Origin of the sequence: Sediminicoccus sp. BL-A-41-H5 (genome assembly GCF_050632405.1) — a bacterium.
In the GTDB taxonomy this organism is placed as follows: domain Bacteria; phylum Pseudomonadota; class Alphaproteobacteria; order Acetobacterales; family Acetobacteraceae; genus Roseococcus.
This window is the reverse complement of record NZ_CP192601.1, coordinates 3,057,636-3,080,082: the sequence shown is the minus strand read 5'-3', so window position 1 is coordinate 3,080,082 and position 22,447 is coordinate 3,057,636. Positions and strand designations below refer to the sequence as shown.

22 protein-coding genes are annotated in these 22,447 nt (G+C 69.9%); 11 read left to right on the top strand and 11 right to left on the bottom strand.

Annotation, left to right across the window (positions count from 1 at the left end; genetic code table 11):
* Window positions 1-10 precede the first annotated feature (10 nt).
* From ACQ860_RS15125 to ACQ860_RS15115, 3 genes are read right to left on the bottom strand one after another with little or no spacing between them, the layout of a single operon-like run.
* Complete coding sequence (locus tag ACQ860_RS15125; RefSeq protein WP_431304168.1) at window positions 11-313, bottom strand: DUF2312 domain-containing protein; 303 nt, start codon at window positions 311-313, stop codon at window positions 11-13.
* Window positions 314-356: 43 nt separating this feature from the next.
* Window positions 357-695 carry a DUF1244 domain-containing protein gene (locus tag ACQ860_RS15120; RefSeq protein ID WP_431304167.1) on the bottom strand — a complete coding sequence of 113 codons (339 nt, stop codon included), beginning with the start codon at window positions 693-695 and terminating at the stop codon, window positions 357-359.
* 59 nt (window positions 696-754) lie between these two features.
* Complete coding sequence (locus tag ACQ860_RS15115; RefSeq protein WP_431304166.1) at window positions 755-1,735, bottom strand: Bug family tripartite tricarboxylate transporter substrate binding protein; 981 nt, start codon at window positions 1,733-1,735, stop codon at window positions 755-757.
* Window positions 1,736-1,820: 85 nt separating this feature from the next.
* On the opposite strand from ACQ860_RS15115, the gene ACQ860_RS15110 reads away from it, so the two are divergent.
* Together ACQ860_RS15110 and ACQ860_RS15105 are read left to right on the top strand one after the other, a co-directional pair.
* Window positions 1,821-2,519 carry a cysteine hydrolase family protein gene (locus ACQ860_RS15110; protein WP_431304165.1) on the top strand — a complete coding sequence of 233 codons (699 nt, stop codon included), beginning with the start codon at window positions 1,821-1,823 and terminating at the stop codon, window positions 2,517-2,519.
* A gap of 14 nt (window positions 2,520-2,533) precedes the next feature.
* Window positions 2,534-2,929, top strand: coding sequence for a hypothetical protein (locus ACQ860_RS15105; protein WP_431304164.1), 396 nt, complete (start codon window positions 2,534-2,536; stop codon window positions 2,927-2,929).
* Here ACQ860_RS15105 and ACQ860_RS15100 read toward each other — a convergent pair.
* Genes ACQ860_RS15100 through ACQ860_RS15090 form a run of 3 tightly spaced genes read right to left on the bottom strand, consistent with a single transcriptional unit; the run spans window position 2,916 to window position 5,819 of the window.
* Window positions 2,916-3,551 carry a DNA-3-methyladenine glycosylase family protein gene (locus ACQ860_RS15100; protein WP_431304163.1) on the bottom strand — a complete coding sequence of 212 codons (636 nt, stop codon included), beginning with the start codon at window positions 3,549-3,551 and terminating at the stop codon, window positions 2,916-2,918. The genes ACQ860_RS15105 and ACQ860_RS15100 overlap by 14 nt on opposite strands.
* A 4-nt stretch (window positions 3,552-3,555) precedes the next feature.
* Window positions 3,556-4,947, bottom strand: a complete 1,392-nt coding sequence (locus ACQ860_RS15095) for an L-lactate permease (protein WP_431304162.1) — start codon at window positions 4,945-4,947, stop codon at window positions 3,556-3,558.
* Window positions 4,944-5,819 carry a DMT family transporter gene (locus ACQ860_RS15090; RefSeq protein ID WP_431304161.1) on the bottom strand — a complete coding sequence of 292 codons (876 nt, stop codon included), beginning with the start codon at window positions 5,817-5,819 and terminating at the stop codon, window positions 4,944-4,946. Before ACQ860_RS15090 ends, ACQ860_RS15095 begins: the two co-directional genes overlap by 4 nt.
* Window positions 5,820-5,896: 77 nt before the next feature.
* Between ACQ860_RS15090 and ACQ860_RS15085 the strand changes: the two genes are divergently transcribed.
* Genes ACQ860_RS15085 through ACQ860_RS15075 form a run of 3 tightly spaced genes read left to right on the top strand, consistent with a single transcriptional unit; the run spans window position 5,897 to window position 10,165 of the window.
* Window positions 5,897-7,774, top strand: coding sequence for a propionyl-CoA synthetase (locus tag ACQ860_RS15085; RefSeq protein WP_431304160.1), 1,878 nt, complete (start codon window positions 5,897-5,899; stop codon window positions 7,772-7,774).
* Window positions 7,771-8,541: an enoyl-CoA hydratase gene (locus ACQ860_RS15080; protein WP_431304159.1), complete on the top strand. Its 771-nt coding sequence runs from the start codon at window positions 7,771-7,773 to the stop codon at window positions 8,539-8,541. The genes ACQ860_RS15085 and ACQ860_RS15080 overlap by 4 nt, the downstream gene beginning before the upstream one ends.
* 4 nt (window positions 8,542-8,545) lie before the next feature.
* Complete coding sequence (locus tag ACQ860_RS15075) at window positions 8,546-10,165, top strand: acyl-CoA synthetase (protein WP_431304158.1); 1,620 nt, start codon at window positions 8,546-8,548, stop codon at window positions 10,163-10,165.
* A 211-nt stretch (window positions 10,166-10,376) separates the two neighbouring features.
* Here the strand turns inward: ACQ860_RS15075 and ACQ860_RS15070 are convergent, their stop codons facing one another.
* The gene (locus ACQ860_RS15070; protein ID WP_431304157.1) at window positions 10,377-11,132 is read right to left on the bottom strand and encodes a hypothetical protein; all 756 of its coding nucleotides are present in this window, start codon (window positions 11,130-11,132) and stop codon (window positions 10,377-10,379) included.
* Complete coding sequence (locus ACQ860_RS15065; protein WP_431304156.1) at window positions 11,129-11,539, bottom strand: ABA4-like family protein; 411 nt, start codon at window positions 11,537-11,539, stop codon at window positions 11,129-11,131. The genes ACQ860_RS15070 and ACQ860_RS15065 overlap by 4 nt, the downstream gene beginning before the upstream one ends.
* Window positions 11,540-11,623: 84 nt before the next feature.
* Between ACQ860_RS15065 and ACQ860_RS15060 the strand changes: the two genes are divergently transcribed.
* Complete coding sequence (locus ACQ860_RS15060; RefSeq protein WP_431304155.1) at window positions 11,624-12,238, top strand: TetR/AcrR family transcriptional regulator; 615 nt, start codon at window positions 11,624-11,626, stop codon at window positions 12,236-12,238.
* Here ACQ860_RS15060 and ACQ860_RS15055 read toward each other — a convergent pair.
* The 3 genes from ACQ860_RS15055 to ACQ860_RS15045 form a co-directional block, all read right to left on the bottom strand.
* Window positions 12,228-12,968, bottom strand: coding sequence for a metallophosphoesterase family protein (locus ACQ860_RS15055; RefSeq protein ID WP_431304154.1), 741 nt, complete (start codon window positions 12,966-12,968; stop codon window positions 12,228-12,230). The genes ACQ860_RS15060 and ACQ860_RS15055 overlap by 11 nt on opposite strands.
* A 42-nt stretch (window positions 12,969-13,010) precedes the next feature.
* Window positions 13,011-14,142, bottom strand: a protein-coding gene (gene prfB, locus ACQ860_RS15050; protein ID WP_431304153.1) for a peptide chain release factor 2 whose coding sequence is annotated in 2 segments (ribosomal slippage) — window positions 13,011-14,072 and window positions 14,074-14,142 — 1,131 coding nt in all. Because the reading frame shifts where the segments join, the coding sequence is not laid out codon by codon here.
* A 6-nt stretch (window positions 14,143-14,148) separates the two neighbouring features.
* Window positions 14,149-16,710, bottom strand: a complete 2,562-nt coding sequence (locus ACQ860_RS15045) for a penicillin-binding protein 1A (protein ID WP_431304152.1) — start codon at window positions 16,708-16,710, stop codon at window positions 14,149-14,151.
* A 164-nt stretch (window positions 16,711-16,874) separates the two neighbouring features.
* Between ACQ860_RS15045 and ACQ860_RS15040 the strand changes: the two genes are divergently transcribed.
* The 5 genes from ACQ860_RS15040 to ACQ860_RS15020 all read left to right on the top strand — a co-directional run bounded on the left by ACQ860_RS15040 (window position 16,875) and on the right by ACQ860_RS15020 (window position 22,446).
* Window positions 16,875-18,455: an ABC transporter substrate-binding protein gene (locus ACQ860_RS15040; RefSeq protein WP_431304151.1), complete on the top strand. Its 1,581-nt coding sequence runs from the start codon at window positions 16,875-16,877 to the stop codon at window positions 18,453-18,455.
* Window positions 18,452-19,426: an ABC transporter permease gene (locus tag ACQ860_RS15035; protein ID WP_431304150.1), complete on the top strand. Its 975-nt coding sequence runs from the start codon at window positions 18,452-18,454 to the stop codon at window positions 19,424-19,426. Before ACQ860_RS15040 ends, ACQ860_RS15035 begins: the two co-directional genes overlap by 4 nt.
* The gene (locus ACQ860_RS15030; protein ID WP_431304149.1) at window positions 19,423-20,334 is read left to right on the top strand and encodes an ABC transporter permease; all 912 of its coding nucleotides are present in this window, start codon (window positions 19,423-19,425) and stop codon (window positions 20,332-20,334) included. Before ACQ860_RS15035 ends, ACQ860_RS15030 begins: the two co-directional genes overlap by 4 nt.
* Window positions 20,335-20,473: 139 nt before the next feature.
* Window positions 20,474-21,454, top strand: coding sequence for an ABC transporter ATP-binding protein (locus ACQ860_RS15025; RefSeq protein WP_431304148.1), 981 nt, complete (start codon window positions 20,474-20,476; stop codon window positions 21,452-21,454).
* On the top strand, window positions 21,454-22,446 hold the full coding sequence (locus ACQ860_RS15020; RefSeq protein WP_431304147.1) for an ABC transporter ATP-binding protein: 993 nt from the start codon (window positions 21,454-21,456) through the stop codon (window positions 22,444-22,446). The genes ACQ860_RS15025 and ACQ860_RS15020 overlap by 1 nt, the downstream gene beginning before the upstream one ends.
* Window position 22,447: the final 1 nt, after the last annotated feature.

Sequence of the window (22,447 nt, the reverse complement as noted above, 5' to 3'; positions counted from 1 at the left end):
AGCGAGGCCCCTACATCCCCAAGGCGCGACGGTAGAGGTCGAGCAGGGTCTCCTGCTCCTCCACCTCGGCCGGCTCCTGCTTGCGCAGGCGGATGATCTGGCGGACGACCTTCACCTCGAAGCCGGCGGATTTCGCCTCGGCGTAGATATCCTTGATGTCGTCGCCCAGCGCCTTGCGTTCCTCCTCCAGGCGCTCGATGCGCTCGACGATGGAGCGCAGCCGGTCGGCGGCGATGCCCCCCGTGTCGGAATCGGCGGCCTGGCGCGCGCGGCTGGCCCCCGCCTTTGATGTATCGTCTTCGGTGTCGGACATGGTGTCTCTCGCAAGCGGAATTCGGGAGAGGGAGGTAGCGCCTCTACCCGTGCTTGGCCATGGCCGCGCCGAAGGCCGCCTTCTGCTCGGCGGTGGCTTCCTTCTGGTTCGCCGCCTGCCAGGCCTTGTAGTCCATGCCGTAGATGATCTCGCGCGCGGCCGGCGTCTCCAGCACCGTGCCGGCATCGGCGGCGGCTTCCTGGTACCAGCGGCTCACGCAGTTCCGGCAGAAGCCGGTCAGGTTCATCATGTCGATGTTCTGCACGTCCGAGCGCTCGCGCAGATGCGCCACCAGCTTGCGGAAGGCGGCGGCCTCGATGCGGTCGCGCGTCGCGGCGTCGGCATCGAGCTTCAGTTCGGCTTCGGGCTGCGGGGTCGGCATGTCGGGTGCTCCTTGGTTGGAGCCTAGATGCGCCCGCGGGCGCATCCCTTCAAGCCGCCTCAATCGGGCCGGATGTTGCCGTCGCGGATCACCCGCGCCCAGCGCGCGCGGTCCTCGGCGATGCGGGCCTGGAAGGCGGCGGGCGTCATGGCCAGCGGGTCGGAGCCCTGGGCGGCCATGCGTTCCTTCAGCATGGGCTTGTCCAGCAGCGCGTTCACCTCGCGGTTCATGCGCGTGATCAGCGCCTCGGGCGTGCCGGCGGGGGCCGCCATGCCGTACCAGCCCACCGCCTCGTAGCCGGGCACCCCCGATTCCGCGACGGTCGGCACATCCGGCAGCGCGGGGTGGCGCTGCGCCGTCGTCACGCCCACCGCGCGCACCCGCCCCTCGCGGATATGGGGCAGGGAAAGCGGCAGCGTGTCGCAGAGGATCTGCACGCGGCCGGCGATGGTATCGGTCAGGGCCGGGCCGCCGCCGCGATAGGGCACATGCTGGATGTCGAGGCCGGCCATCTGCTTCAGCATCTCGCCGAACAGATGCTGCGCCGTGCCATTGCCGCCCGAGGCGTAGGAGAGCTGGCCCGGCCGCGCGCGGGCGAGCGCGATCAGCTCCGCCATGTTGTTCGCCGGCACGGCCGCGTTCACCACGAAGACCGAGGGCACGATGGAGACCATGGCCACCGGCGCCAGGTCCCGCGCAGGGTCGAAGTTCAGGCGCACCAGCTCGGGCGTGATGGCGAAGGGGCCGGTGCTGGCCAGCAGCCATGTGTAGCCATCGGGCGTGGAGCGGGCGACGAATTCGCTGCCCACCGCCCCGCCCACGCCGGTGCGGTTCTCCACCACCACGCTCTGGCGCAGCACGCCGGTCAGTTCCTCGGCCATGATGCGGGCGGTGAGGTCAGCCGCGCCACCGGGCGGGAAGGGCGAGACCAGGCGGATCGGGCGGTTCGGCCAGTCGGCGACCTGGGCCTGCGCGGCCAGATGGGGTGCGGCAAGCGGCAGGCCGGCGGCGGCGAGGGCAAGGTGGCGGCGGCGGATCATGGCGTTGTCTCCCGGCTTCGCGCTGGCGGCGGCGCCACCTATCCTGAAGCGGGCCGCGACGGGCGGTCAATCAGCGAGGCGGCGCATGACCAAACCCTGGGACCATTTCCTCACCGAGCAGGACCGCGCCGTGCTGGCCAAGGGGCGATTCGGCCGCCGCATGGGCTTCGGCCAGCGCCCCGCCGTGCTGGTGATCGATGCCCAGCGCTACATGGTGGGCGCGGAAGGGCAGGATCACCTCTATCCGTCGAGCTGCGGCGCCATCGGCCGCGCGGCGCTGGCGGCGGCGGCGCGGATCGTCCGCGCGGCGCAGGCGGCGGGCGTGCCCTGCGTCTTCACCCGCTTCGCGCTCGACCCCTCGGGCTCCGACATCGGCGTCTATGGCCGCAAGCGCGACCTGTTGGAGAGCCCCAACTGGTGCCTGGAGGGCACGCATGGCGCGGAACTGGCCGAGGGCATGGAGCCCGGGCCGAACGACCTGGTGCTGGTGAAGAAGAAGCCCAGCGCGTTTCACGGCACCCCGGTGCTGGGCCACCTGCTCGATCGCGGCGTGGACAGCGTGATCGTGCTAGGCGGCGCCACCAGCAATTGCGTGCAGGCGACGGTCTTCGACGCCTCCTCCTTCAACCTGCGCGTCTGCGTGCCGCAGGAGGCGGTGTTCGACCGCATCCCCATCAGCCACGCCATCGCCCTCTTCGACATGGACCGCCAATTCGCCGATGTGGTGCCCATGGCCGAGGTGCTGGAGTTCCTGGGCGGATTGCGCGAGGGGGACGCGGCGTGATCGAGGGACACCCCATGCGGCACCTGCTCCTGCTCTCCCTTCTCCTGGCGCCGCCCCTGGTCCTGGCGCCGTTGGGCGCCGCGGCGCAGAACCGCCCGGCCGCCACCCCCGCCCCCGACACCACGGGCGTGCCGAGCTGCAACGAGCAGGTGCGCGACTGGCGCGCCTGCATCGCCGCCTCCAACAAATCCACGCCCGAGAAGAACACGGCCTATGCCGAGGTGAACCGCTTCATCAATGATGTGCGGAACTCCACCGGCCAGGGCCGCGCCGGCCTCGCCCGTGCCTGCGGCCCCGCCAGCGCCGGGTATCGCCGCATGCTGGCCGAGGGCGCCTGCGCGCGGGGCCAGACGGGGCTGTATGACGACCTGCGGCAGAGCAGCACGCCCGCGCCCGCTATACGGCGCTGACCTTCACCTTCTTGCCCTCATCCGCCGCGCGCCAGAGATACCAGGCGGCAATGCTGCGCCAGGGCTTCCAGGCCTCGCCGATGGCGGCGAGTTCCTTCGGCCTCGGCTGCGCCTCCAGCCTGTTGATGAGCTTCCAGCCCTCGCGCACGCCGAAATCATCCACGGGAAGGATGTCGGGGCGGCCCAAGGTGAAGATCAGCAGCATCTCCACCGTCCAGCGGCCGACGCCGCGGATGGCGACCAGGCGCTCGATCAGCGCGGCATCGCTGATGCGGCCCGCCTCCTCCAGCGTCGGCACCAAGCCATCCCGCGCCTTGGCGGCGATGTCCTGGATGGCGAGCACCTTGGAGCCGGAGAAGCCGCAGCCGCGCAGCGCGTCGCCCGGCAGGGCCAGCACGAAGTCGGCGGGCGGGAAGCCTTCGCCCTCATGCAGGGCGCAGAAGCGGTTCAGCATCGCCTCGGCCGCGCGGCCATGCACCTGCTGGTGGGCGATGGCGCGCACCAGCGCCTCATAGGGCTCGCGCTGCAAGGGCACGAGGGTGCAGGGGCCGATCCGCTTGACCAGCGGCTTCAGGGCGGGGTCCTTCGCCAGCAGGCGTTGGGCTTTGGTCCAGTCGGACATGGCGTCACCTCATGACGATCAGGGCCAGCGTGCCGCAGAGCATCACCAGCGCGATGGAGGGCAGCATCAGCCGCCAGACCTGGACCGGGCGCGTGCCATCGGCCAGCAGGGCGCAGAGCATGGCCGTGCCGGCGATGCTCATGCCAGCCCCCGCGGCACCCGCGAAATTGTGCAGCGCGGGCGCCAGCAGCACGGGCAGCCCGAGCACCTGGCCCAAGGCCGCCTGCACCGGCATCAGCGCGGCGTTGGCGCCGACATTGCTGCCGGTGATGAAGCCCGAGACGAAGCCGAGCGGCACGATCGCATAGGCGGCGAGATCGCCCTTGCCGTCGATCAGCGCGGTGGCCAGCGCGAGGGCCACGCCGCTGCCGGCCAGCCAGCGCCCGAGCGTGACATAGAGCAGCATGGCGAGTGCGGGCTTCTGCGCCCGCTTCAGCGCGGCGGTGGCGCGCGCCAGCCCATCGCGCCGCGCCAGGAGCAAACCGCCGGAGACCACCCAGAGCACGACGGCCACATGCGTCATCGGGAAGGCCGGCAATTCGTCGAAGGGCCGCAGCGCCGGCGGATCGGGCACCAGCCGCGCGCCCAGCAGCGCCGCCGTCAGCAGGATGTAGGGCCAGCTCATACCCAGGGCCGCCTTGAGGTCCCGCGGCGGGTCGGCGCGCCAGAGCGCCCAGATGGTGACGAGGCCCGAGGCGACGACGCCGATCACCTCGAAGGGGAGGATGGGGTGCAGCGCCACCAGCAGCACGGCCAGCACGGTCAGCATCAGCGCCTGCATCGCCTTCTCGCGCCCGGTGACGAGGAGGCCGGCACGCGCCTGGAGCCACCACATCACGGGCGTGAGCAGGATGATCCAGGCGGCATTGGGCCAGGCGGTGAGGGCCACGGCCTGCTGTGCGGGCACCCCGGCCAGCACCGCGCCGAGTGAAGTGCCGGGGCCGAGCCCGCCCCAGGGCACCATCACCAGCCCCTGCAGCGAGAGGGCCACGGCGACCGCGCCGCCAATGCCCATGGAGCGCAGCGCAGCCAGCGCGAAGACGGCGCCAACGGCGAAGCCCGTGACCGATTCGAGGAAGCAGCCCATGGGCAGGGTGACCGCGAAGATGCGCGCCGCATTGGCCTCGCGCGGCGCGCCATCGGCCGTCTGCTGGACGGCCGCGTGGAAGAGCAGCCCGCCGGCCACCACCGCCATGGGTTGGAGGGCGAGGAAGGCGGCGCGCAGCGTGGCATCGGTCAGGAAGGAAGGAAGGCCCGCACTCTCGGGCAGGGTCACGGCGATGGCCGGGACGGCCAGCGCCAGCGCCACGCCGCAGGCGGCGAGCGGGCCCATCCGGCCGGTGGCCAGCAGCAGCAACAGCGCCAGCAGCGGCGCGGCCTGAAGCAGGAGCGTCACCTTCTGCGCGCCTCGCTGACGGTGATGATCACGGCGCCGCTGAGGATGATCAGGGCACCCAGCAAGGTCCAGCCATCCGGCACCTCGCCGAAGAGCACCCAGCCGAAGGCGGCGATCACCACGAGGCGCAGATATTGGAAGGGGGCGACGGCGCTGGCCTCGCCCGCGCGCAGCGCCTCCGTCACCAGCCAGATGATGCCGGGCGTGACCAGGCCGAAGACGGCGAGGATCAGCAGGTCCACGAGGCCGATGGGCTGCCAGTGGGCGATGGCGAAGGGCGCCACGCAGGCACTGGTGATGATGCCCACCCAGGCCAGCACGGTCTGCGTGCTCTCGGTGCGCGAGAGGCTGCGCGAGGTGAGCGTGATGCCGCACCAGGACAGCGCGGCCGCCAGCGCCACCAGCGCGCCGATGAGCGGGATGTCGGTGCCCGGGCGCAGCATGACCGCGATGCCGACGAAGCCCAGCAGCGTGCCCGCCCAGCGGGCCGCATCCACCCGTTCGCCCAGCACGGGGCGGGCCAGGATCGTGGTGAACATGACGTTGGTGAAGGAGAGGACGGTGGCAGTGGTGAGGTCGAGGAAGGAGAAGGACAGGAAATAGAAGCCCCAGGTCGCGGCCGAGCAGCCGCCGCGCAGCAGGTGCATGCCCGTGCGCCGGGTGCGGAACACGGCAAGGCCGGCGGCCAGGATCAAGGGCAGGACCCAGATGAGCTGGCCGATGGAGCGCGCGAAGAGCTGCGTGGTGACGGGGATGCCGCGGTCGCTCATCCAGCGGATGAACAACGCCTCCGTGGCGAAGAGCACCCCGCCCAGGGACATGAGGATCGCACCCCTGAGATTGCCGGGCAGGGCCGCGAAACGGGTTCTCATGCCGGGATGGTGCGGCGGTCCCGCTTGCGAGGCAACGCCCATGGGCGCATTTTCGCCTCCAAAGAGGGAGACGACGCATGACGGCCTATGATGCCGCGGTGGCGCAATGGCGCAACGACCCCGAGGGATATTGGCTGAAAGCCGCCGAGGGCCTGGCCTGGAGCCGGCCGCCCAGCCGCGCGCTGGACGCCTCCCAGGGCCTCTTCGGCCGCTGGTTCGCCGATGGCGTGCTGAACACCTGCCACAATGCGCTGGACCGCCATGTGGAGGCCGGGCGCGGCGCGCAGACCGCCCTCATCTATGACAGCCCCATCACCGGCGCGCAGGCGAAGATCTCCTACGCCGAATTGCGGGACCGCACGGCGCGGCTGGCGGGGGCGCTCGCCGCGCGCGGTGTCACGAAGGGCGACCGCGTCATCATCTACATGCCCATGGTGCCGGAAGCCGCCATCGCCATGCTGGCCTGCGCGCGGCTGGGCGCCATCCATTCCGTCGTCTTCGGCGGCTTCGCGGCGGCGGAGCTTGCCGCGCGCATCACGGATGCGACGCCCAAGGCCGTGATCAGCGCCTCCTGCGGGCTCGAGCCCGGGCGCGTCATCGCCTACAAGCCGCTGCTCGATGCCGCCATCGGCATGTCGGCGCATAAGCCGGATTTCTGCGTGATCCTGCAACGCCCACAGGCAGAGGCCAGCATGGTGGCGGGGCGCGACTTCGATTACGCGGCGGAAGAAGCGGCCGGCACGCCGCATCCTTGCGTGGATGTGGCGGCGACCGATCCGCTCTACATCCTCTACACCAGCGGCACCACCGGGAAGCCCAAGGGCATCGTGCGCGACAATGGCGGGCATGCGGTCGCTCTCCACCACTCCATGTCCATGATCTACGGCGTGCAGGCGGGCGACGTGTATTGGGCGGCGAGCGACGTCGGCTGGGTCGTCGGCCATTCCTACATCGTCTATGCGCCGCTGCTGGCCGGCTGCACGACGATCCTGTTCGAGGGCAAGCCGGTGGGCACGCCCGATGCCGGCACCTTCTGGCGCGTCTGCGCGGAGCATGGCGTGCGCCTGCTCTTCACCGCGCCCACCGCCATCCGCGCCATCCGCAAGGAGGACCCGGAAGCCGCGCTGATGCGGAAGTATGACCTCTCGAAGCTGGAGGCGCTGTACCTCGCCGGCGAGCGCTGCGACCCGCCGACCGCGCTCTGGGCCGCGGAACAGCTCGGCATCCCCGTGGTGGATCATTGGTGGCAGACCGAGACGGGCTGGCCGATCACGGCGGGCTTCCGCGGCTTCGGGTTGTTCGAGCCGCGCCCCGGCTCCGGCGGCAAGCCCACGCCGGGCTTCGACGTGCGCGCGCTGGATTCCGAGGGCAAAGAGGTGCCGCGCGGCGAGAATGGCGCGCTGGTGGTGAAGCTGCCGCTGCCGCCCGGCTGCGCGCCCACGCTCTGGAACGCCGAGCAGCGCTACCGCGAGGCCTATCTCTCGACCTTCCCCGGCTATTACGACAGCTCCGACGCCGGGATGGTGGATGCGGAGGGCTTCGTCTGGGTGATGGGCCGTACGGATGACATCATCAATGTGGCCGGCCACCGCCTCTCAACCGGCGCGATGGAGGAGGTGCTGGCGGCCCACCCCGATGTCGCGGAATGCGCCGTGGTGGGCATCGCCGATGCGCTGAAGGGCCAGGCGCCGCTGGGCCTTGTCGTGCTGAAGGCCGGCGCGGCGCGCGACCCGGATGACGTGGCGAAGGAGCTGGTGAAGCTGGTGCGCGATCGCATCGGCCCCGTGGCCGCCTTCAAGGAAGCGCGCGTCGTGCAGCGCCTGCCCAAGACGCGTTCGGGCAAGATCCTGCGCGCCACCATCCGCAAGATCGCCGATGGCGAGAGCTATTCCGTGCCCCCCACGATCGATGATCCGCTGATCCTGGACGAGATCGCGGGGGTGCTGGGCCGATGATCGTCACCGAGCGCCACAACAACGGCGTGGCGGTGATCACGCTGGACCGGCCGGCGGCACGCAATGCGCTCAGCCTCGCGCTGCTGGAGGCGCTGCGCGAGGGGCTGCACGCCGCCGAGGATGCGCGCTGCGTGGTGCTCGCGGCGAACGGCCCGGCCTTCTCGGCCGGGCATGACCTGCGCGAACTCACGGCGGCGCGCGCCGAGGCCGATGGCGGCCGCGCCTTCTTCGCCCGCACCATGGCGCTGTGCAGCCAGGTGATGCAGCAGGTGGTGAACCACCCCGTGCCGGTCATCGCCGCGGTCGAGGGCGTCGCCACCGCCGCCGGCTGCCAGCTGGTGGCGAGCTGTGACCTCGCCGTCGCCACGCCCCAGAGCCGCTTCTGCACGCCGGGCGTGGACATCGCTCTCTTCTGCTCCACGCCCGCCGTCGCCGTCGCGCGCGCCATCCCGCGCAAGGCGGCGATGGAGATGCTGCTGACCGGCCGCTGGGTGCATGCGGAGGAAGCGCGCGCGCTCGGCCTCATCAACCGCATCGCCGAGGATGCGCGGGCGGAGGCGCTGGCGCTGGCATCCAGCATCGCCACGCGCTCGGCGGTGACGGTGCGGATGGGCAAGCGCGGCTTCAATGCCCAATGCGGGCTGCCGCTGGCCGAAGCCTATGATGCGGCGAGCGCGGTGATGGTGGAGAATATGATGGCCGCGGACGCGGAGGAGGGCATCGGCGCCTTCCTCGGCAAGCGCGCGCCGGTTTGGCAGGACAGATAGAGACATGGCCGCTTCCGACTATGACGCGCTTCCGCGCGTCGCCGCCAATCACCAGCCGCTGACGCCGCTGCTCTTCCTTGAAAGAACAGCCGAAGTCTTCCCCGGCCATGTCGCCGTGATCCATGGCGCGCTGCGGCGCTCCTACGCCGAGTTGCGGATGCGCTGCGTGAAGCTGGCGCATGCGCTGCACCAGCGCGGGCTCGGGCGCGGCGATACGGTGGCGGCCCTGCTGCCCAACACGCCCGCCATGCTGGAATGCCATTACGGCGTGCCCATGGCCGGCTGCGTGCTGAACACCATCAACACGCGCCTCGATGCCGCGACCATCGCCTATATCCTCGACCACGGCGAGGCGAAGATCATCATCGTGGATCGCGAATTCGTGCCGGTGCTGCGCGCCGCCCTGGTGCAATGCACGAACAAGCCCACCATCATCGAGGTCAATGACAGCGAGGCGCCCTCGGACGACACGCTGGGCGGCCTCGATTACGAGGCGCTGCTGAGCCAAGGCAGCGAGGAATTCGCCTGGCCCCTGCCGCGCGACGAATGGGACGCCATCGCGCTGAACTACACCTCCGGCACCACGGGCAAGCCGAAGGGCGTGGTCTATCACCATCGCGGCGCGCAGCTGCTCGCCATCGGCAATGTGCTCTCGGCGGGGATGGGGCGGCATCCGGTCTATCTCTGGACGCTGCCCATGTTCCACTGCAATGGCTGGTGCTTCCCCTGGACCATCACGGCCATGGCGGGCACGCATGTCTGCCTGCGCGCGGTGCGCGGCCCGGCCATGTGGTCGCTCATCGCCGAGCATGGTGTCACGCATATGTGCGGCGCGCCCATCGTGATGGGCACGCTGCTGGCGACGCCCGAGGCCGAGAAACGCGCCCTGCCCGGCTCGGTCACCTTCGTCGTCGCCGGCGCGCCGCCGCCGGAGGCCGTTCTGGCGGCGATGCGCGCGGCCGGCTTCGCCGTGCTGCATGTCTACGGCCTGACCGAGGTCTATGGACCCGCCGTCACCAATGAGTGGCACGCGGACTGGGACAATGTGCCGCCGGCCGAGCAGGCCAGGCTCATGGCGCGCCAGGGCGTGCGCTATGTGCCGCTGGAGGGACTCGACGTGATGGACCCCGCCACCATGCAGCCCGTCCCCGCCGATGGCGTGGCGATGGGCGAGGTGATGTTCCGCGGCAATGTCGTGATGAAGGGCTATCTGAAGGACAAGGCGGCGACCGACGCCGCCTTCGCCGGCGGCTGGTTCCATTCGGGCGACCTCGCCGTGAAATACCCCGACGGCTACATCCAGCTGCGCGACCGCTCGAAGGACATCATCATCTCGGGCGGGGAGAATATTTCGTCCATCGAGGTGGAGGACGCACTCTACAAGCATCCGGCGGTGGCGCTCGCCGCCGTGGTGGCGCAGCCCGACGAGAAATGGGGCGAGGTGCCCTGCGCCTTCGTCGAGCTGCGGGCGGGAATGAGTGCCACCGAGGCCGAGATCATCGCCCATTGCCGCAGTATCCTGGCCGGATTCAAGGCGCCCAAGCGCATCCTCTTCCAGGAGCTGCCCAAGACCAGCACGGGCAAGATCCAGAAGCACGTGCTGCGGGGCGGGATCAAAGCCTGACGCGTTTTCACTTGCGCAACGCGGGGCGGCGGCGTCAGGCTGACCGGGTCAACAACCGAAAGGAGGTGATCCAGTGTCTCATTGCAGCTTGGCCGACGCCGTTTCCGTGGCCTGGATGACCGCCCCTGTTGGGGTGCCTGGCTGAAGGCGGCAACGCCACACGCAATGTCTTGAATCGGGGGCCCGGCGGAGCCATCCGCCGGGCCCTTTTTCATGCGGCGCGCGCCAGGAGCAGCGCGCCCCAGGTGAAGCCCGCCCAACCCGCCGCTGCCCCCCAGGCCGCCGCCGCGCGCGGCCAGAGCCAGCTGGCGAGCGGGATGGCCTGCATGGCGTGGATGGCCAGGAAATGCGCGATCCGCAGGTCACCCGCCGCGAAACTCCAATAGAAGGGCGCCCAGCCCGCCGCATTGCTGCCCCCGCCCACCCAGGCCGAGCCCTGCCCACCGATGGCGAAGCCCGTGACGCCGCCCAGCACGCCGGTCACCAGCAGCCCGAGCCCAGCGGCAAGGCGCGCCGCGCGCGGCATCCCGGCGTTGCCGCGCCAGAGGATCATCAGCCCGAGGAGCGCGGCCCCCGCGACCAGCAGCGTGGCGCCCAGGCCCATCAGCGCATAGACCACCGCCCCCAACCCATCCCGCGCGAAATGGGAGGGTGCGCCCCAGGCCGCGCGCCAGGTGATCCAGCCCTGCTCGAAGAGCGCCATGGCCAGCATCACCACAACCACCGCCCGCGCCACGCGCCCCGCCTGCTGCGCGGGGGAGAGCGCCGGCCAGAGCCAGGCCAGCGTCCAAAACCAGGCGACGAAGGAGGCGGCGAATTTGGCTGGCTTCACCCAGACGGAGACGCCGTCGAAAAGGCGCGGGTCCAGCGCCGCGAGCATGAGGCAGAGGAGCAGCCAGGCCAGCGCCACCCAGCCGGCCCGCGCGAAATCCGACTGGCGGCGGTGCAGTTCGGCGAGCACGCTCATCGCACCACCCGCCGCAGCCCGAGGAAAACGAGCAGGCCCAGCGGGCCCAGCAGGAAGGTGGGCGGCAGCGCGAGGAAGAGGGTCCAGCGCGGCAGCCCCTCCGCCGTCGCGCGCCGGGCCATCCAGGCGCCGAGGAAGAGATCGAAGGCCAGGTAATGCAGCCAGCCGGCCAGCAGCACCCAGGGCGAGGCGAAGAGCGCAGCCACGCCCGCCAGGCTGGAGAAGCCGCCCTCCGCCCCCGGCATGGCGAAGGCCAGCACCGCGCCATAGGCCAAGGCGAAGAGCACCGGCAGCGTGAGGCCGCAGAGCGTCCAGTTCACGCCCCGCCGGTGCGGGAAGAGCAGCAACGCCACCCAACCGGCGAGCGCCAGCGTGTTGGCGAGGGTGAAGAGGGTCTCGGGGGTCATCGTACTTCTGTCCAATGGTAAGTTCCCGATATCGCCGCAAACTGACCATTGTCAAGTTCAACCTGTGACGCGATACGTGAGGGTATGGCCGTCACCCCCAAGCCACCCGGGCGCTTCCACCATGGCGATCTGCGCCGCGCCCTGCTCGATGCCCTGGCCGAGGCGCTGCGCGAGCAGCCGCCCGAGGCGCTCTCCCTGCGCGACCTCGCGCGCCGCGCCGGCGTGGCGCATAGCGCGGCCGCACCCCATTTCGGCGACAAGCGCGGGCTGCTGACCGCCTTCGCGACCGAGGGCTACACCCGCCTCGCCGAAGCGCAGCGCGCGGCCATGGCGGCGGCGGCATGCGATCCTGCGGCGCAGCTCGCCGCTTCCGGCCAGGGCTATCTCGGCTTCGCGCGCGACCATCCCGGCCATTTCCGCCTGATGATGCGGGCCGATCTGGTGGATGGCGCGAACCCGGCCCTCCGCGCCGCGCAGGAAGCCGCCTGGCAGCCCCTGGCCGAGGCCATCACGGCCGGCACGCCGCATCTGGATGCGGCGCAGCGCCACGCACGCATGGTGCTGGCCTGGTCGGGCGTGCATGGCTTCGCCGCCCTGACGGCGGAAAAGGCAGGCGCGGTGCTCGCGGGGGAATGCGGCGCGGCGGCGGCGGCGGGGGCGCTGCTGGACGGCCTGGTCGGCGCCTGCCTCAGGCGGTGAGCAACCCGATCCGGTCTTCCTCGAAGACGCCGCAGGTCAGCACGCCGCCAAACACCGCGCCGGTGTCGAGGTTGATGCGGTTCTCGCGCAGATCGGCCACACGCTCGCGCACGGGCGTGTGGCCGTGGACGATGAAGGCGCCGTGATCGGCCTCGCTGTCCAGGAAGGCGCCGCGGATGCGCATCAGGTCATCGGGCGCTTGCGCGTCGAGCGGCACGCCGGGCCGCACGCCGGCATGCACGAAGAAATACGGGCCGACGCGGTGGCTGAGCGTCAGGGCGCGCAGGAATTCCAGGTGCGGCGCTGGGATGCCGGTGGCCCAGCTTTCGCGCGGGGCGTGCTCGGCGAGGCCCCAGCTGACCAGGGCTTCGCGCCCGCCGTAATACATCCAGTCGGTGGCGCTGGGTGCGTCGCCATCCAGCGCGGCGAGCAGCGTCGCTTCATGATTGCCGCGCAGGTTCACGACGGGGCAGGCGTCGAAGCGCATCGCGAGCTCGATGGCGCCCGCGCTGTCCGGCCCGCGATCAATGAAGTCGCCCAGATGGATCAGCAGCGCGCCGGAGGTCGGGTTCTCGGTCAGGTCCGCCCGGATCTGTGCGTGCAGTTCCCGCAGCTTCTCCGCGCAGCCGTGGACGTCGCCAATGGCGTAGACTCGCTTCCCCCGCGGCATGACCACGGGTGACTTCAGCCACTTCATCGAACGGAGGCGCAGGAACCTGGTGGAAGCCACGCAGGCTTCCACCCCGCCGGGGTCCAGGGGCAGAGCCCCTGGCTAGCGCGCATTGGCGCTGGCATCCGACCGCGTATTCCCCACGCGCGCTGCCAGCGCGGCCGCCATGAAGTCATCCAGATCGCCATCCAGTACGGCGGAGGGGTTCCCCTTCTCCAGCCCCGAGCGCAGGTCCTTCACCAGCTGATAGGGCTGCAGCACGTAGTTGCGGATCTGGTGGCCCCAGCCGATGTCGGTCTTGCCGGCCTCGATGCCGTCGGTGATGGCCTCGCGCTTGCGCAACTCCAGCTCGTAGAGCCGCGCCTTCAGCATATCCATCGCGATGACGCGGTTGCGGTGCTGCGAGCGGTCCTGCGTCGAGGCGGCGACGATGCCGGTCGGGATATGCGTGAAGCGCACGCCCGATTCGGTCTTGTTCACGTGCTGCCCGCCGGCGCCGGAGGCGCGGAAGGTGTCGGTCTTCAGGTCGGCCGGGTTGATCTCGATCTCGATCTTGTCGTCGATCACCGGATAGACATAGACGCTGGCGAAGCTGGTCTGGCGCTTGTCATTGCCGCCGAAGGGGCTGATGCGGACCAGGCGGTGCACGCCGGTCTCGGTCTTCAGCCAGCCGAAGGCATTGGGGCCGGTGACCTGGAGCGTGGCGGATTTGATGCCCGCCTCCTCGCCCTCGGACTGCTCGGTGAGCTGGACCTTGTAGCCGCGCCGCTCGGCCCAGCGCATGTACATGCGCATCAGCATCTCGGCCCAGTCCTGCGCCTCGGTGCCGCCGGCGCCGGCATTGACTTCGAGATAGGCGTCGTTGCCGTCGGCCTCGCCCGAGAGCAGGCTTTCGATCTCGCGGCGCTTCGCTTCGGCGGCGTAGCTGACCAGGTCGGCCACGGCGGCATCGGCCGTCGCGGCGTCGTCCTCGGCCTCGGCCAGCTCGATGAGTTCGATCGCATCCGCCACGGCCTGTTCGAGGCGCTGCACGCCCTCGATCTGGTCCGCCAGGCGGGTGCGCTCGCGCATCACCTTGGAGGCTTCGGCAGCGTCATTCCACAGGGAAGGGTCTTCGGCCCGCGCGTTCAGTTCGGCGAGGCGGATGAGGGAGGCATCCCAGTCAAAGATGCCTCCTCAGCAGGGACACCGAGGCGGTGATCTGCTCTTGGAGCTGGAGGGCGTCTGCGCGCATGGCGGTTCAGTAGAGCCCACCCAGCCCGCTGTCCACCCGGGCGGCGGCGCCCGAGCCCATTTCCGTGGGCATGGTCGCGGAATTCTCCGTCCCCGGGCGGAAGGCCTCCAGGATGGTCTCGCCGCGATCGGTCTGGATGCGGACCAGCGCCACGCCGGGCGGCGCGCGGAAGGGCACGGCCGGGCTGCCCTGGAGGGCGGCGGCCAGCACCTCGCGGAAGATCGGCGCGGCATTTGTGCCGCCCGTCTCGCCCTGGCCCAGGCTGCGCGGATCATCATAGCCCACCCAGACGGCGATCACGATGTCCGGCGTGAAGCCGACGAACCAGTTGTCCTTGTAGTCATCCGTCGTGCCGGTCTTGCCGGCCACGGGGCGGTTGAGACCCGCGCCGGCGCGGGCGCCCGTGCCGCGCTGCACCGCGCCCTGCAGGATGCTGGTGATCTGGAAGGCGGCGATGGGGTCCGCGATCTGGCGGCGATTGTCGGTGAAGCGCGGCGGCCCACCCTCGGGGCCATTGGCGCAGCCGGCGCATTCGCGGTTGCTGCTGCGCCAGATGACGCGGCCGCGCTGGTCCTGCACGCTGTCGATCAGCGTGGGCTCCACCCGCTTGCCGCCATTCACGAAGCTGGCATAGGCCGCCGCCTGGCGCAGGACGGTGGTCTCACCCGCCCCGAGGCTCATGGAGAGGAAGCGCGGCATGTTCTCGATCACGCCAAAGCGCGCGGCGGTCTCGCTCACGCGGTCCATCCCCACCTCCTGCGCGAGGCGGACGGTGACGAGGTTGAGGCTGCGCTCCAGCGCGTTGCGCATGGTGACATAGCCGCCGGAGGACCCACCGCCGTAATTGCCCGGCCGCCAGACGCCCTGCGGTGTGGCGATCTCGACGCCGCCATCCAGGAAGCGCTGGTTGGGCGGAATGCCCTGCTCCAGCGCCGAGATATAGACATAGGGCTTGAAGGAGGAGCCGGGCTGACGGAGCGCCTGGCTCGCGCGGTTGAACTGGCTGCGCTCGAAGCTCCAGCCACCGGCCATGGCCAGCACGCGGCCCGTGTTGGGGTCGAGCGCCACGACGGCGCCCTCCACATCCGGGATCTGGCGCAGCAGCACGCGATCGGCACGGGCGGCGGCGGCGTTGCGCGGCGGCGTGGCGCCAGCGGCCGGGGCGGCGGCGGGCGCGGGCTCCACCATCACCACATCGCCCGGCGCCAGCACGTCGGACATGCGGCGCGGCGCATTGCCGAGGCGCACGGGCTGGATGCCCTGGCTCGGCAGCACGGGGCGCGCCCAGGCCAGATCCTCCAGCAGGATGGTGCCGGTGCGCGGCTGGGCGGGCGCGCGGGGATGGGCGCGCTCGAACCAGCCGACGCGGGCGTCGCGCTCGCGCAGCTCGATCACCACGGCCTGGCGCCATTCGGGCAGCATGCCGGGCGGGCGGCCGAAGGCCTCCAGCGCGGGCAGCCATTCCGTCGCGCCATGCGCGCTCTTCGCCAGCGGGCCGCGCCAGCCGCCCCGGCGGCGGTCAAAGGCGAGCAGCCCATTGCGGAGTGCCACCTCGGTCGCGGCCTGGAGCGCGGGGTCGAGGCTGGTGCGGACGACGAGACCGCCGCCCTGCGTCTGTTCCTGCCCGAAGCGGGCGATCAGCTCGCGCCGCACATCCTCGGTGAAGTGGCCGCCCACGGGCACCACCTCGGGCCGGCGGAAGGGGCGGGCCAGGATGGTCTCGGCCCGCGCGGCGGCGGCTTCCTCCGCGGTGATCACGCGGTCCTCGACCATGCGCTCCAGCACCCAGTTGCGGCGGATGCGGGCCTGCTCGGGGAAGCGCAGCGGGTTGTAATTGTTGGGCGCCTTGGGGAGCGCGGCCAGGAAGGCCATCTCGGAGGTGGTGAGCTCCTCGAGCGACTTGTTGAAATAGGCCTGGGCGGCGGCGGCGACGCCATAGGCCTGGGCGCCCAGGAAAATCTCGTTCAGGTAGATCTCGAGGATGCGCGACTTGGGCAGGGCGTTTTCGAGCCTGAGTGCCAGCAGCGCCTCGCGCGCCTTGCGCAGCACCGTGCGGTCGCTGCCCACCAGCATGTTCTTCGCCACCTGCTGGGTGATGGTGGAGGCGCCGACCATGCGGCGGCCCGTGCCGTATTGCTCGATATTCGTGATGACGGCGCGCATCACCGCCACCGGGTCCACGCCGCTGTGGCTCTCGAAATTCTGGTCCTCGGCGGAGATGAAGGCCTGCTGCAGGCGGCGGGGAATCGCCTCGATCGGCACGAAGACGCGGCGCTCGGCCGCGAGCTCGGCCATCAGGCGGCTGTCACCCGCATAGATGCGGCTCATCTGCGGGGGGGAGTAGTCGGCCAGCCAGCGATAGTCGGGCAGGCCCGCCTCCAGGCTGCGATACAGGCCATAGGCCGCGACGGCACCGCCCAGCGCGACCACGGCGGCCAGGATGAGGAGGCTGCGGATGAAGCCGCCGAACAGCCGGAAGGGCGGCCGCTTTTTCGGCGGCGGGGGCGCGAGCTTGTCCGGCCGCGGCGGGACGACCGGGGCCTCGATGGCGGGCGGAGGCGTATTCATGCGGGCCCTCTAGCACAAAATCCGAACGAATCGCGCGCCTTCTGCGCGGGGCGGGAATGCGGAAGCTTGGCCCGAGCGCAAGAAAGGTGAAGCCCACCTAGCTTGCCGCGTAATCTTGCTGCTACATCACACGCTTCATTCGGTGCCCCCTCGGGAGAACAATCATGGCCTGGACCCGGAGAATCTTTGCGCTGCTGGGCGCGCTGTCCTTGGCGACGGGCCCGGCAACCGCCCAGCCGGCCAACCCGACGCTGAACATGGCGGTGGGCGCGCCGGTCACCTCGCTGGATCCGCATTTCCATCAGCTTTCGCCCAACAACGCCGTGGCGGCGATGATCTTCGACCGGCTGATCAACACCGACGGCCAGGCCCGCATGCAGCCCGGCCTCGCCGAGAGCTGGACCGCCATCGCCCCCGATGTCTGGGAGTTCAAGCTGCGGCGCGGCGTGCGCTTCCACAACGGCAATGAGTTCACCGCCGAGGATGTGGTCTTCACCTTCCAGCGCGTGCCCAACGTGCCCAACAGCCCGTCCAGCTTCGCCGCCTTCGTGCGGCCCATCCGCAATGTCGAGGTGGTGGACAGCCACACGCTGCGCATCACGACCAATGGCCCCTACCCCCTGCTGCCGCAGGACATGACGAACCTCTACATCCTCGACCGCGAGACGCATCAGGGCGTGACCACCGAGGATTTCAACGCCGGCCGCGCCGCCATCGGCACAGGTCCCTACCGCATGGTCAGCCACCGCATGGGCGACCGCATCGAGTTCGAGCGCAACGAGCAGTATTTCGGCGAGCGCCCGGCCTTCGCCCGCGTGAACTACCGCATGATCACCAATGACAGCGCCCGCACCGCAGCCCTGCTCGCCGGGGACGTGGAGTTCATCGACCAGGTTCCGACGGCCGACCTCGCCCGCCTGCGCCAGGACCAGCGCATCGCGATGAGCGAGGTCACGGGCCTGCGCCTGATCTACCTCAGCTTCGACCACCACCGGGACGACGCCTCGCCCTTCGTCACCGACGCGGAAGGGCGCCCCATCCCGCGCAACCCGCTGCGCGACATCCGCGTGCGCCGCGCGCTCTCCATGGCGATCGATCGCCAGGCCATCGTGGACCGCGTGATGGAAGGGGCCGGCACGCCGACGGCGCAGTTCTTCCCGCCCGGCATCTTCTCCTTCATCAATGAGTTCCCCGCCCAGCGGCCCGATCCCGAGGGGGCGCGGCGCCTGCTGGCCGAGGCCGGCTTCCCGAACGGCTTCCGCATCACCCTGCACGGGCCGAATGACCGCTACCCGAATGACGGCCGCGTGATCCAGGCGATCGGCCAGATGTGGACGCGCATCGGCGTGCGCACCGCGGTCGAAGCGCAGCCCTGGACCACCTTCGTGGCCCGGGCCGGCCGTGGCGAATTCTCCGCCTTCCTGATCGGCTGGGGCTCCAACCCCGAGGGCTCGCACCCCCTGCGCAACCTGATCGCGACCCCCAATCGTGACCGCGGCTGGGGCGCCAGCAATCGCGGCCGCTACAGCAACGCGGCGATCGACGCGCAGCTCGAGCAGGCCCTGCGCGAGATTGACGACGCGCGGCGCGAACAACTGCTGATCGCCGCCCAGCGCGCCGCCTTCGAGGATGTCGCCATCGTGCCGCTCTATATCCAGACCAATATCTGGGCGATGCGCCGCAACCTCCAGCACGCCGCGCGCGCAGATGAGCTGACGCGGGCGCAGGATGTGCGTCCGCGATGACCGTCTATCTGCTGCGGCGGATCTCCCAGTCGCTCCTCGTGCTCGTCGCGATGAGCATGATCGTCTTCATCGGCGTCTATGCCGTGGGCGATCCGGTGGAGATCCTGATCTCGCCCGATGCGGACCAGATGGAGCGCGAACGCGCGATCCAGGCGCTGGGTCTCGACCTGCCGCTCTGGGAGCAATACGGCGTCTTCGTCTGGCGCGCCCTGCATGGCGATCTCGGCCGCAGCTTCGTCTATAACGAGCCGGCGCTGCAGCTCATCCTGCAGAAGATGCCGGCGACGCTGGAGCTCGCTTTCGGCTCCATGTTCATCTCGGTGCTGATCGGCCTGCCGCTCGGCATGTATGCCGGCCTGAAGCCGGACAGCCCCGGCTCCAAGATGATCATGGCGGGCAGCATCCTCGGTTTCTCGCTGCCCACCTTCTGGGTGGGTCTGATGCTGATCATGGTGTTTGCCGTGCAGCTGGGCTGGCTGCCCTCCACCGGGCGGGGCGAGACGGCGTATTTCCTCGGCCTGCAATGGTCCTTCCTGACGGCGAACGGCCTCTCGCACCTCGTGATGCCGGCGATCAACCTCGCCTTGTTCAAGATCAGCCTGGTCATCCGCCTCACGCGCTCCGGCGTGCGGGAGACGATGCTGATGGATTATGTGAAGTTCGCGCGCGCCAAGGGCCTTTCGCCCGCGCGCGTCACCTTCGTACATGTGTTCAAGAACATCCTGATCCCGGTGGTGACGGTGGTGGGCCTCGAGCTTGGCTCCACCATCGCCTTCTCGGTGGTGACGGAGAGCGTCTTTGCCTGGCCGGGCATGGGCAAGCTGATCATCGACAGCATCAACGTGCTCGATCGCCCGGTGATCGTGGCCTACCTCATGATCATCGTGCTGATGTTCATCACCATCAACCTGATCGTGGACCTGCTCTATTCGGCGCTTGATCCGCGCGTCCGGCTGGAGGGCAAGGCATGAGCGACGTGACGCTGGCCACGCCGGCGGCGGTGAAGGAAGAAACTCCCTTCCGCCGCTTCGTCTCGGAGTTCATGGCGAGCAAGATCGCGGTGGGCGGCCTGCTGGTCTTCACCATCATCGCGCTGCTGGCGATCTTCGCGCCCTGGATCGCGCCGCAGAATCCCTATGACCTCGCGCAGCTCGACATCATGGATGGGCGGCTGGAGCCGGGCGCCGTGGGCGGCTCGGGCATCACCCATTGGCTCGGTACGGATGACCAGGGGCGGGACATGCTCTCGGGCATCATCTACGGGCTGCGGATCTCGCTCACCGTGGGCGTGGGTTCGGCGCTGATCGCCTGCCTGGTCGGCGCCTCGCTCGGGCTGCTTGCGGCCTATGCAGGCGGGCGGACGGACAGCGTGATCATGCGGCTGGTGGACCTCCAGCTCTCCTTCCCCACCATCCTCGCCGCGCTGATGATCCTGGCCTTCCTCGGCAAGGGCATCATGAACGTGGTCATCGCGCTGGTGATCGTGGAATGGGCCTATTACGCGCGGACCGTGCGCGGCTCGGCCCTCGTCGAGCGGCGGCGCGAATACATCGAGGCGGCGCAGTGCCTCGCCTTGCCCACTTCGCGCATCCTGTTCCGACATCTGCTGCCCAATTGCCTGCCGCCGCTGATCGTGGTGGGCACCATCCAGATCGCGCGGGCCATCGCGCTGGAGGCGACGCTCTCCTTCCTCGGCCTCGGCGTGCCGATCACGGAGCCCTCGCTCGGGCTGCTCATCGCCAATGGCTATGAATACATGCTGAGCGGGAAGTACTGGATCAGCTTCTATCCAGGCATCGCGCTGCTGATCACGATCGTGAGCATCAACCTGATGGGCGATCACCTGCGCGATGTGCTGAATCCGAGGCTGAAAAAGTGAGGAGTCTTGATGCCCTCATGCGCCGGGCGCGCGCTCCGCGCGCTTGGCTTCGCCGCGCCCCTGTCGCGCATGGCCACGCGGTCGGTTGGGCGGCGCCGGCCGCCGTGCGGCCGGATTCGGGCAGGGATGGTTTGATCCGATGAGTTCACCGACTCTTGAGGTGCGCAACCTCCGCACGCATTTCTTCACCCGCGCCGGCATCGTGAAGGCGGTGGATGGCGTGAGCTTCACCGTGGGCCGCGGCAAGGTCATGGGGCTCGTCGGCGAATCCGGCTCGGGCAAGACCGTGACCGGTTTCTCCATCATCGGCCTGGTGGACCCGCCGGGTCGCGTGGTGGAGGGCGAGATCCTCTACCAGGGCCGCAACCTCGCCACGATCAGCGAGGAGGAGATGCGCCACCTGCGCGGCAACCGCATCGCCATGATCTTCCAGGACCCGATGATGACGCTGAACCCGGTGCTCCGGGTGGACACGCAGATGATCGAGACGGTCCTGGCGCATGAGAAGGTGAGCAAGGAGGAAGCCCGCCAGCGCGCGCGCGATGCGCTCGGCATGGTCGGCATCCCCTCGCCCGATGAGCGGCTGAAATCCTACCCGCACCAGTTCTCCGGCGGCATGCGGCAGCGCGTGGCGATTGCGATTGCGCTGCTGCACCGGCCGGAACTCATCATCGCGGATGAGCCGACGACCGCGCTGGACGTGACCATCCAGGGGCAGATTTTGGCGGAGGTCCAGAAGCTCGCCGCCAATACGGGCACAAGCCTGATCTGGATCACGCATGACCTCTCGGTCGTCGCCGGCCTCGCCGACGACATCGCGGTCATGTATGCCGGCCGCGTCGTCGAGGACGGGCCGGTCTCCGAGGTACTGGACCGGCCGCTGCATCCCTACACGCATGGGCTGATCGGCTCCGTGCCCAGCCGCAACAAGCGGGGCGAGCCGTTGCGGCAGATCCCGGGCATGACGCCCTCCCTGCTCAAGCTGCCCGCGGGCTGCGCCTTCCGCGCCCGCTGCGAGCGCGCCGATGAGGCCTGCCTCGCCGAGCAGCCGCTGCGCGAGTTGCGGCCGGGGCGCCAGGCGCGCTGCGTGCATCCTCACCTTGACGAGGTGTCCGCCTGATGGACATGCCGATCATCGAATTGCGCGGCATCAGCAAGCGCTTTGAAAAGAAGCTCGACTTCGCGGGCAAGATCGCCAGGCGCCTGGGCGCGCCGGTGCGCGAGGAAATCGTCCATGCGGTGGACGGCGTGAGCCTCTCCATCCGCAAGGGCGAGGTCGTCGGCCTCGTGGGCGAATCCGGCTGCGGCAAGTCCACGCTGGGGCGCGTCGTCGCCGGCATCATGCCGCCTTCCGAGGGCAGCGTGATGTGGCGCGGCACGGATGTGAACGCGCTGACCGGGGCCGCGAAGAAGGAGGCGCAGCTCCGCGCCCAGATGATCTTCCAAGACCCCTACGCCTCGCTCAATCCGCGCATGAAGGTGCAGGACATCGTGGGCGAGGCGCCCTTGGTGCATGGCATCACGACGCGCGCGGGTTTCGACGAGTATGTGGACGAGCAGATCCGCCGTGCCGGCCTCGATCCCGCCTTCAAGAAGCGCTACCCGCACCAGTTCTCGGGCGGGCAGCGGCAGCGCATCGGCATCGCCCGCGCGCTGGCCGTGAAGCCGGAATTCATCGTCTGCGACGAAGCGGTGGCGGCGCTGGACGTCTCGATCCAGGCGCAGATCCTGAACCTCTTCATGAAGCTGCGGTCGGAGCTTGATCTCACCTATCTCTTCATCAGCCATGACCTTGGCGTGGTGGAGCATCTCTCCGACCGCGTGGTGATCATGTATCTCGGCCGCGTGGTGGAGCAGGCGCCGGCGGAGGAGGTCTTCGCCCGGCCGAACCATCCCTATACCAGCTCGCTCCTCTCCTCCGTGCCGCGGATCGAGGCGCGCAAGCGGGCCTTCGCGGTGGTACAGGGCGAAATCCCCTCGCCGCTCAACCCGCCCAGCGGCTGCCATTTCCACCCGCGCTGCCCGCACGCGACGGAGCGCTGCAAGGTCGAGGTGCCGAAGCTCAGGGAGATCGCGCCCGGGCATTTCTCGGCGTGCCATCTGAACGGGTGAG

Bases quoted from the DNA above. Each gene is read 5' to 3' on its own strand.
- ACQ860_RS15085 (WP_431304160.1), top strand. From the start codon at position 5,897: ATGACGGCCTATGATGCCGCGGTGGCGCAATGGCGCAACGACCCCGAG.
- ACQ860_RS15075 (WP_431304158.1), top strand. From the start codon at position 8,546: ATGGCCGCTTCCGACTATGACGCGCTTCCGCGCGTCGCCGCCAATCAC.
- ACQ860_RS15020 (WP_431304147.1), top strand. From the start codon at position 21,454: ATGGACATGCCGATCATCGAATTGCGCGGCATCAGCAAGCGCTTTGAA.
- ACQ860_RS15125 (WP_431304168.1), bottom strand. From the start codon at position 313: ATGTCCGACACCGAAGACGATACATCAAAGGCGGGGGCCAGCCGCGCG.
- ACQ860_RS15025 (WP_431304148.1), top strand. From the start codon at position 20,474: ATGAGTTCACCGACTCTTGAGGTGCGCAACCTCCGCACGCATTTCTTC.
- ACQ860_RS15040 (WP_431304151.1), top strand. From the start codon at position 16,875: ATGGCCTGGACCCGGAGAATCTTTGCGCTGCTGGGCGCGCTGTCCTTG.
- ACQ860_RS15035 (WP_431304150.1), top strand. From the start codon at position 18,452: ATGACCGTCTATCTGCTGCGGCGGATCTCCCAGTCGCTCCTCGTGCTC.
- ACQ860_RS15080 (WP_431304159.1), top strand. From the start codon at position 7,771: ATGATCGTCACCGAGCGCCACAACAACGGCGTGGCGGTGATCACGCTG.
- ACQ860_RS15090 (WP_431304161.1), bottom strand. From the start codon at position 5,819: ATGAGAACCCGTTTCGCGGCCCTGCCCGGCAATCTCAGGGGTGCGATC.
- ACQ860_RS15065 (WP_431304156.1), bottom strand. From the start codon at position 11,539: ATGACCCCCGAGACCCTCTTCACCCTCGCCAACACGCTGGCGCTCGCC.
- ACQ860_RS15105 (WP_431304164.1), top strand. From the start codon at position 2,534: ATGCGGCACCTGCTCCTGCTCTCCCTTCTCCTGGCGCCGCCCCTGGTC.
- ACQ860_RS15115 (WP_431304166.1), bottom strand. From the start codon at position 1,735: ATGATCCGCCGCCGCCACCTTGCCCTCGCCGCCGCCGGCCTGCCGCTT.
- ACQ860_RS15110 (WP_431304165.1), top strand. From the start codon at position 1,821: ATGACCAAACCCTGGGACCATTTCCTCACCGAGCAGGACCGCGCCGTG.
- ACQ860_RS15045 (WP_431304152.1), bottom strand. From the start codon at position 16,710: ATGAATACGCCTCCGCCCGCCATCGAGGCCCCGGTCGTCCCGCCGCGG.
- ACQ860_RS15070 (WP_431304157.1), bottom strand. From the start codon at position 11,132: ATGAGCGTGCTCGCCGAACTGCACCGCCGCCAGTCGGATTTCGCGCGG.
- ACQ860_RS15030 (WP_431304149.1), top strand. From the start codon at position 19,423: ATGAGCGACGTGACGCTGGCCACGCCGGCGGCGGTGAAGGAAGAAACT.
- ACQ860_RS15060 (WP_431304155.1), top strand. From the start codon at position 11,624: ATGGCCGTCACCCCCAAGCCACCCGGGCGCTTCCACCATGGCGATCTG.
- ACQ860_RS15120 (WP_431304167.1), bottom strand. From the start codon at position 695: ATGCCGACCCCGCAGCCCGAAGCCGAACTGAAGCTCGATGCCGACGCC.
- ACQ860_RS15100 (WP_431304163.1), bottom strand. From the start codon at position 3,551: ATGTCCGACTGGACCAAAGCCCAACGCCTGCTGGCGAAGGACCCCGCC.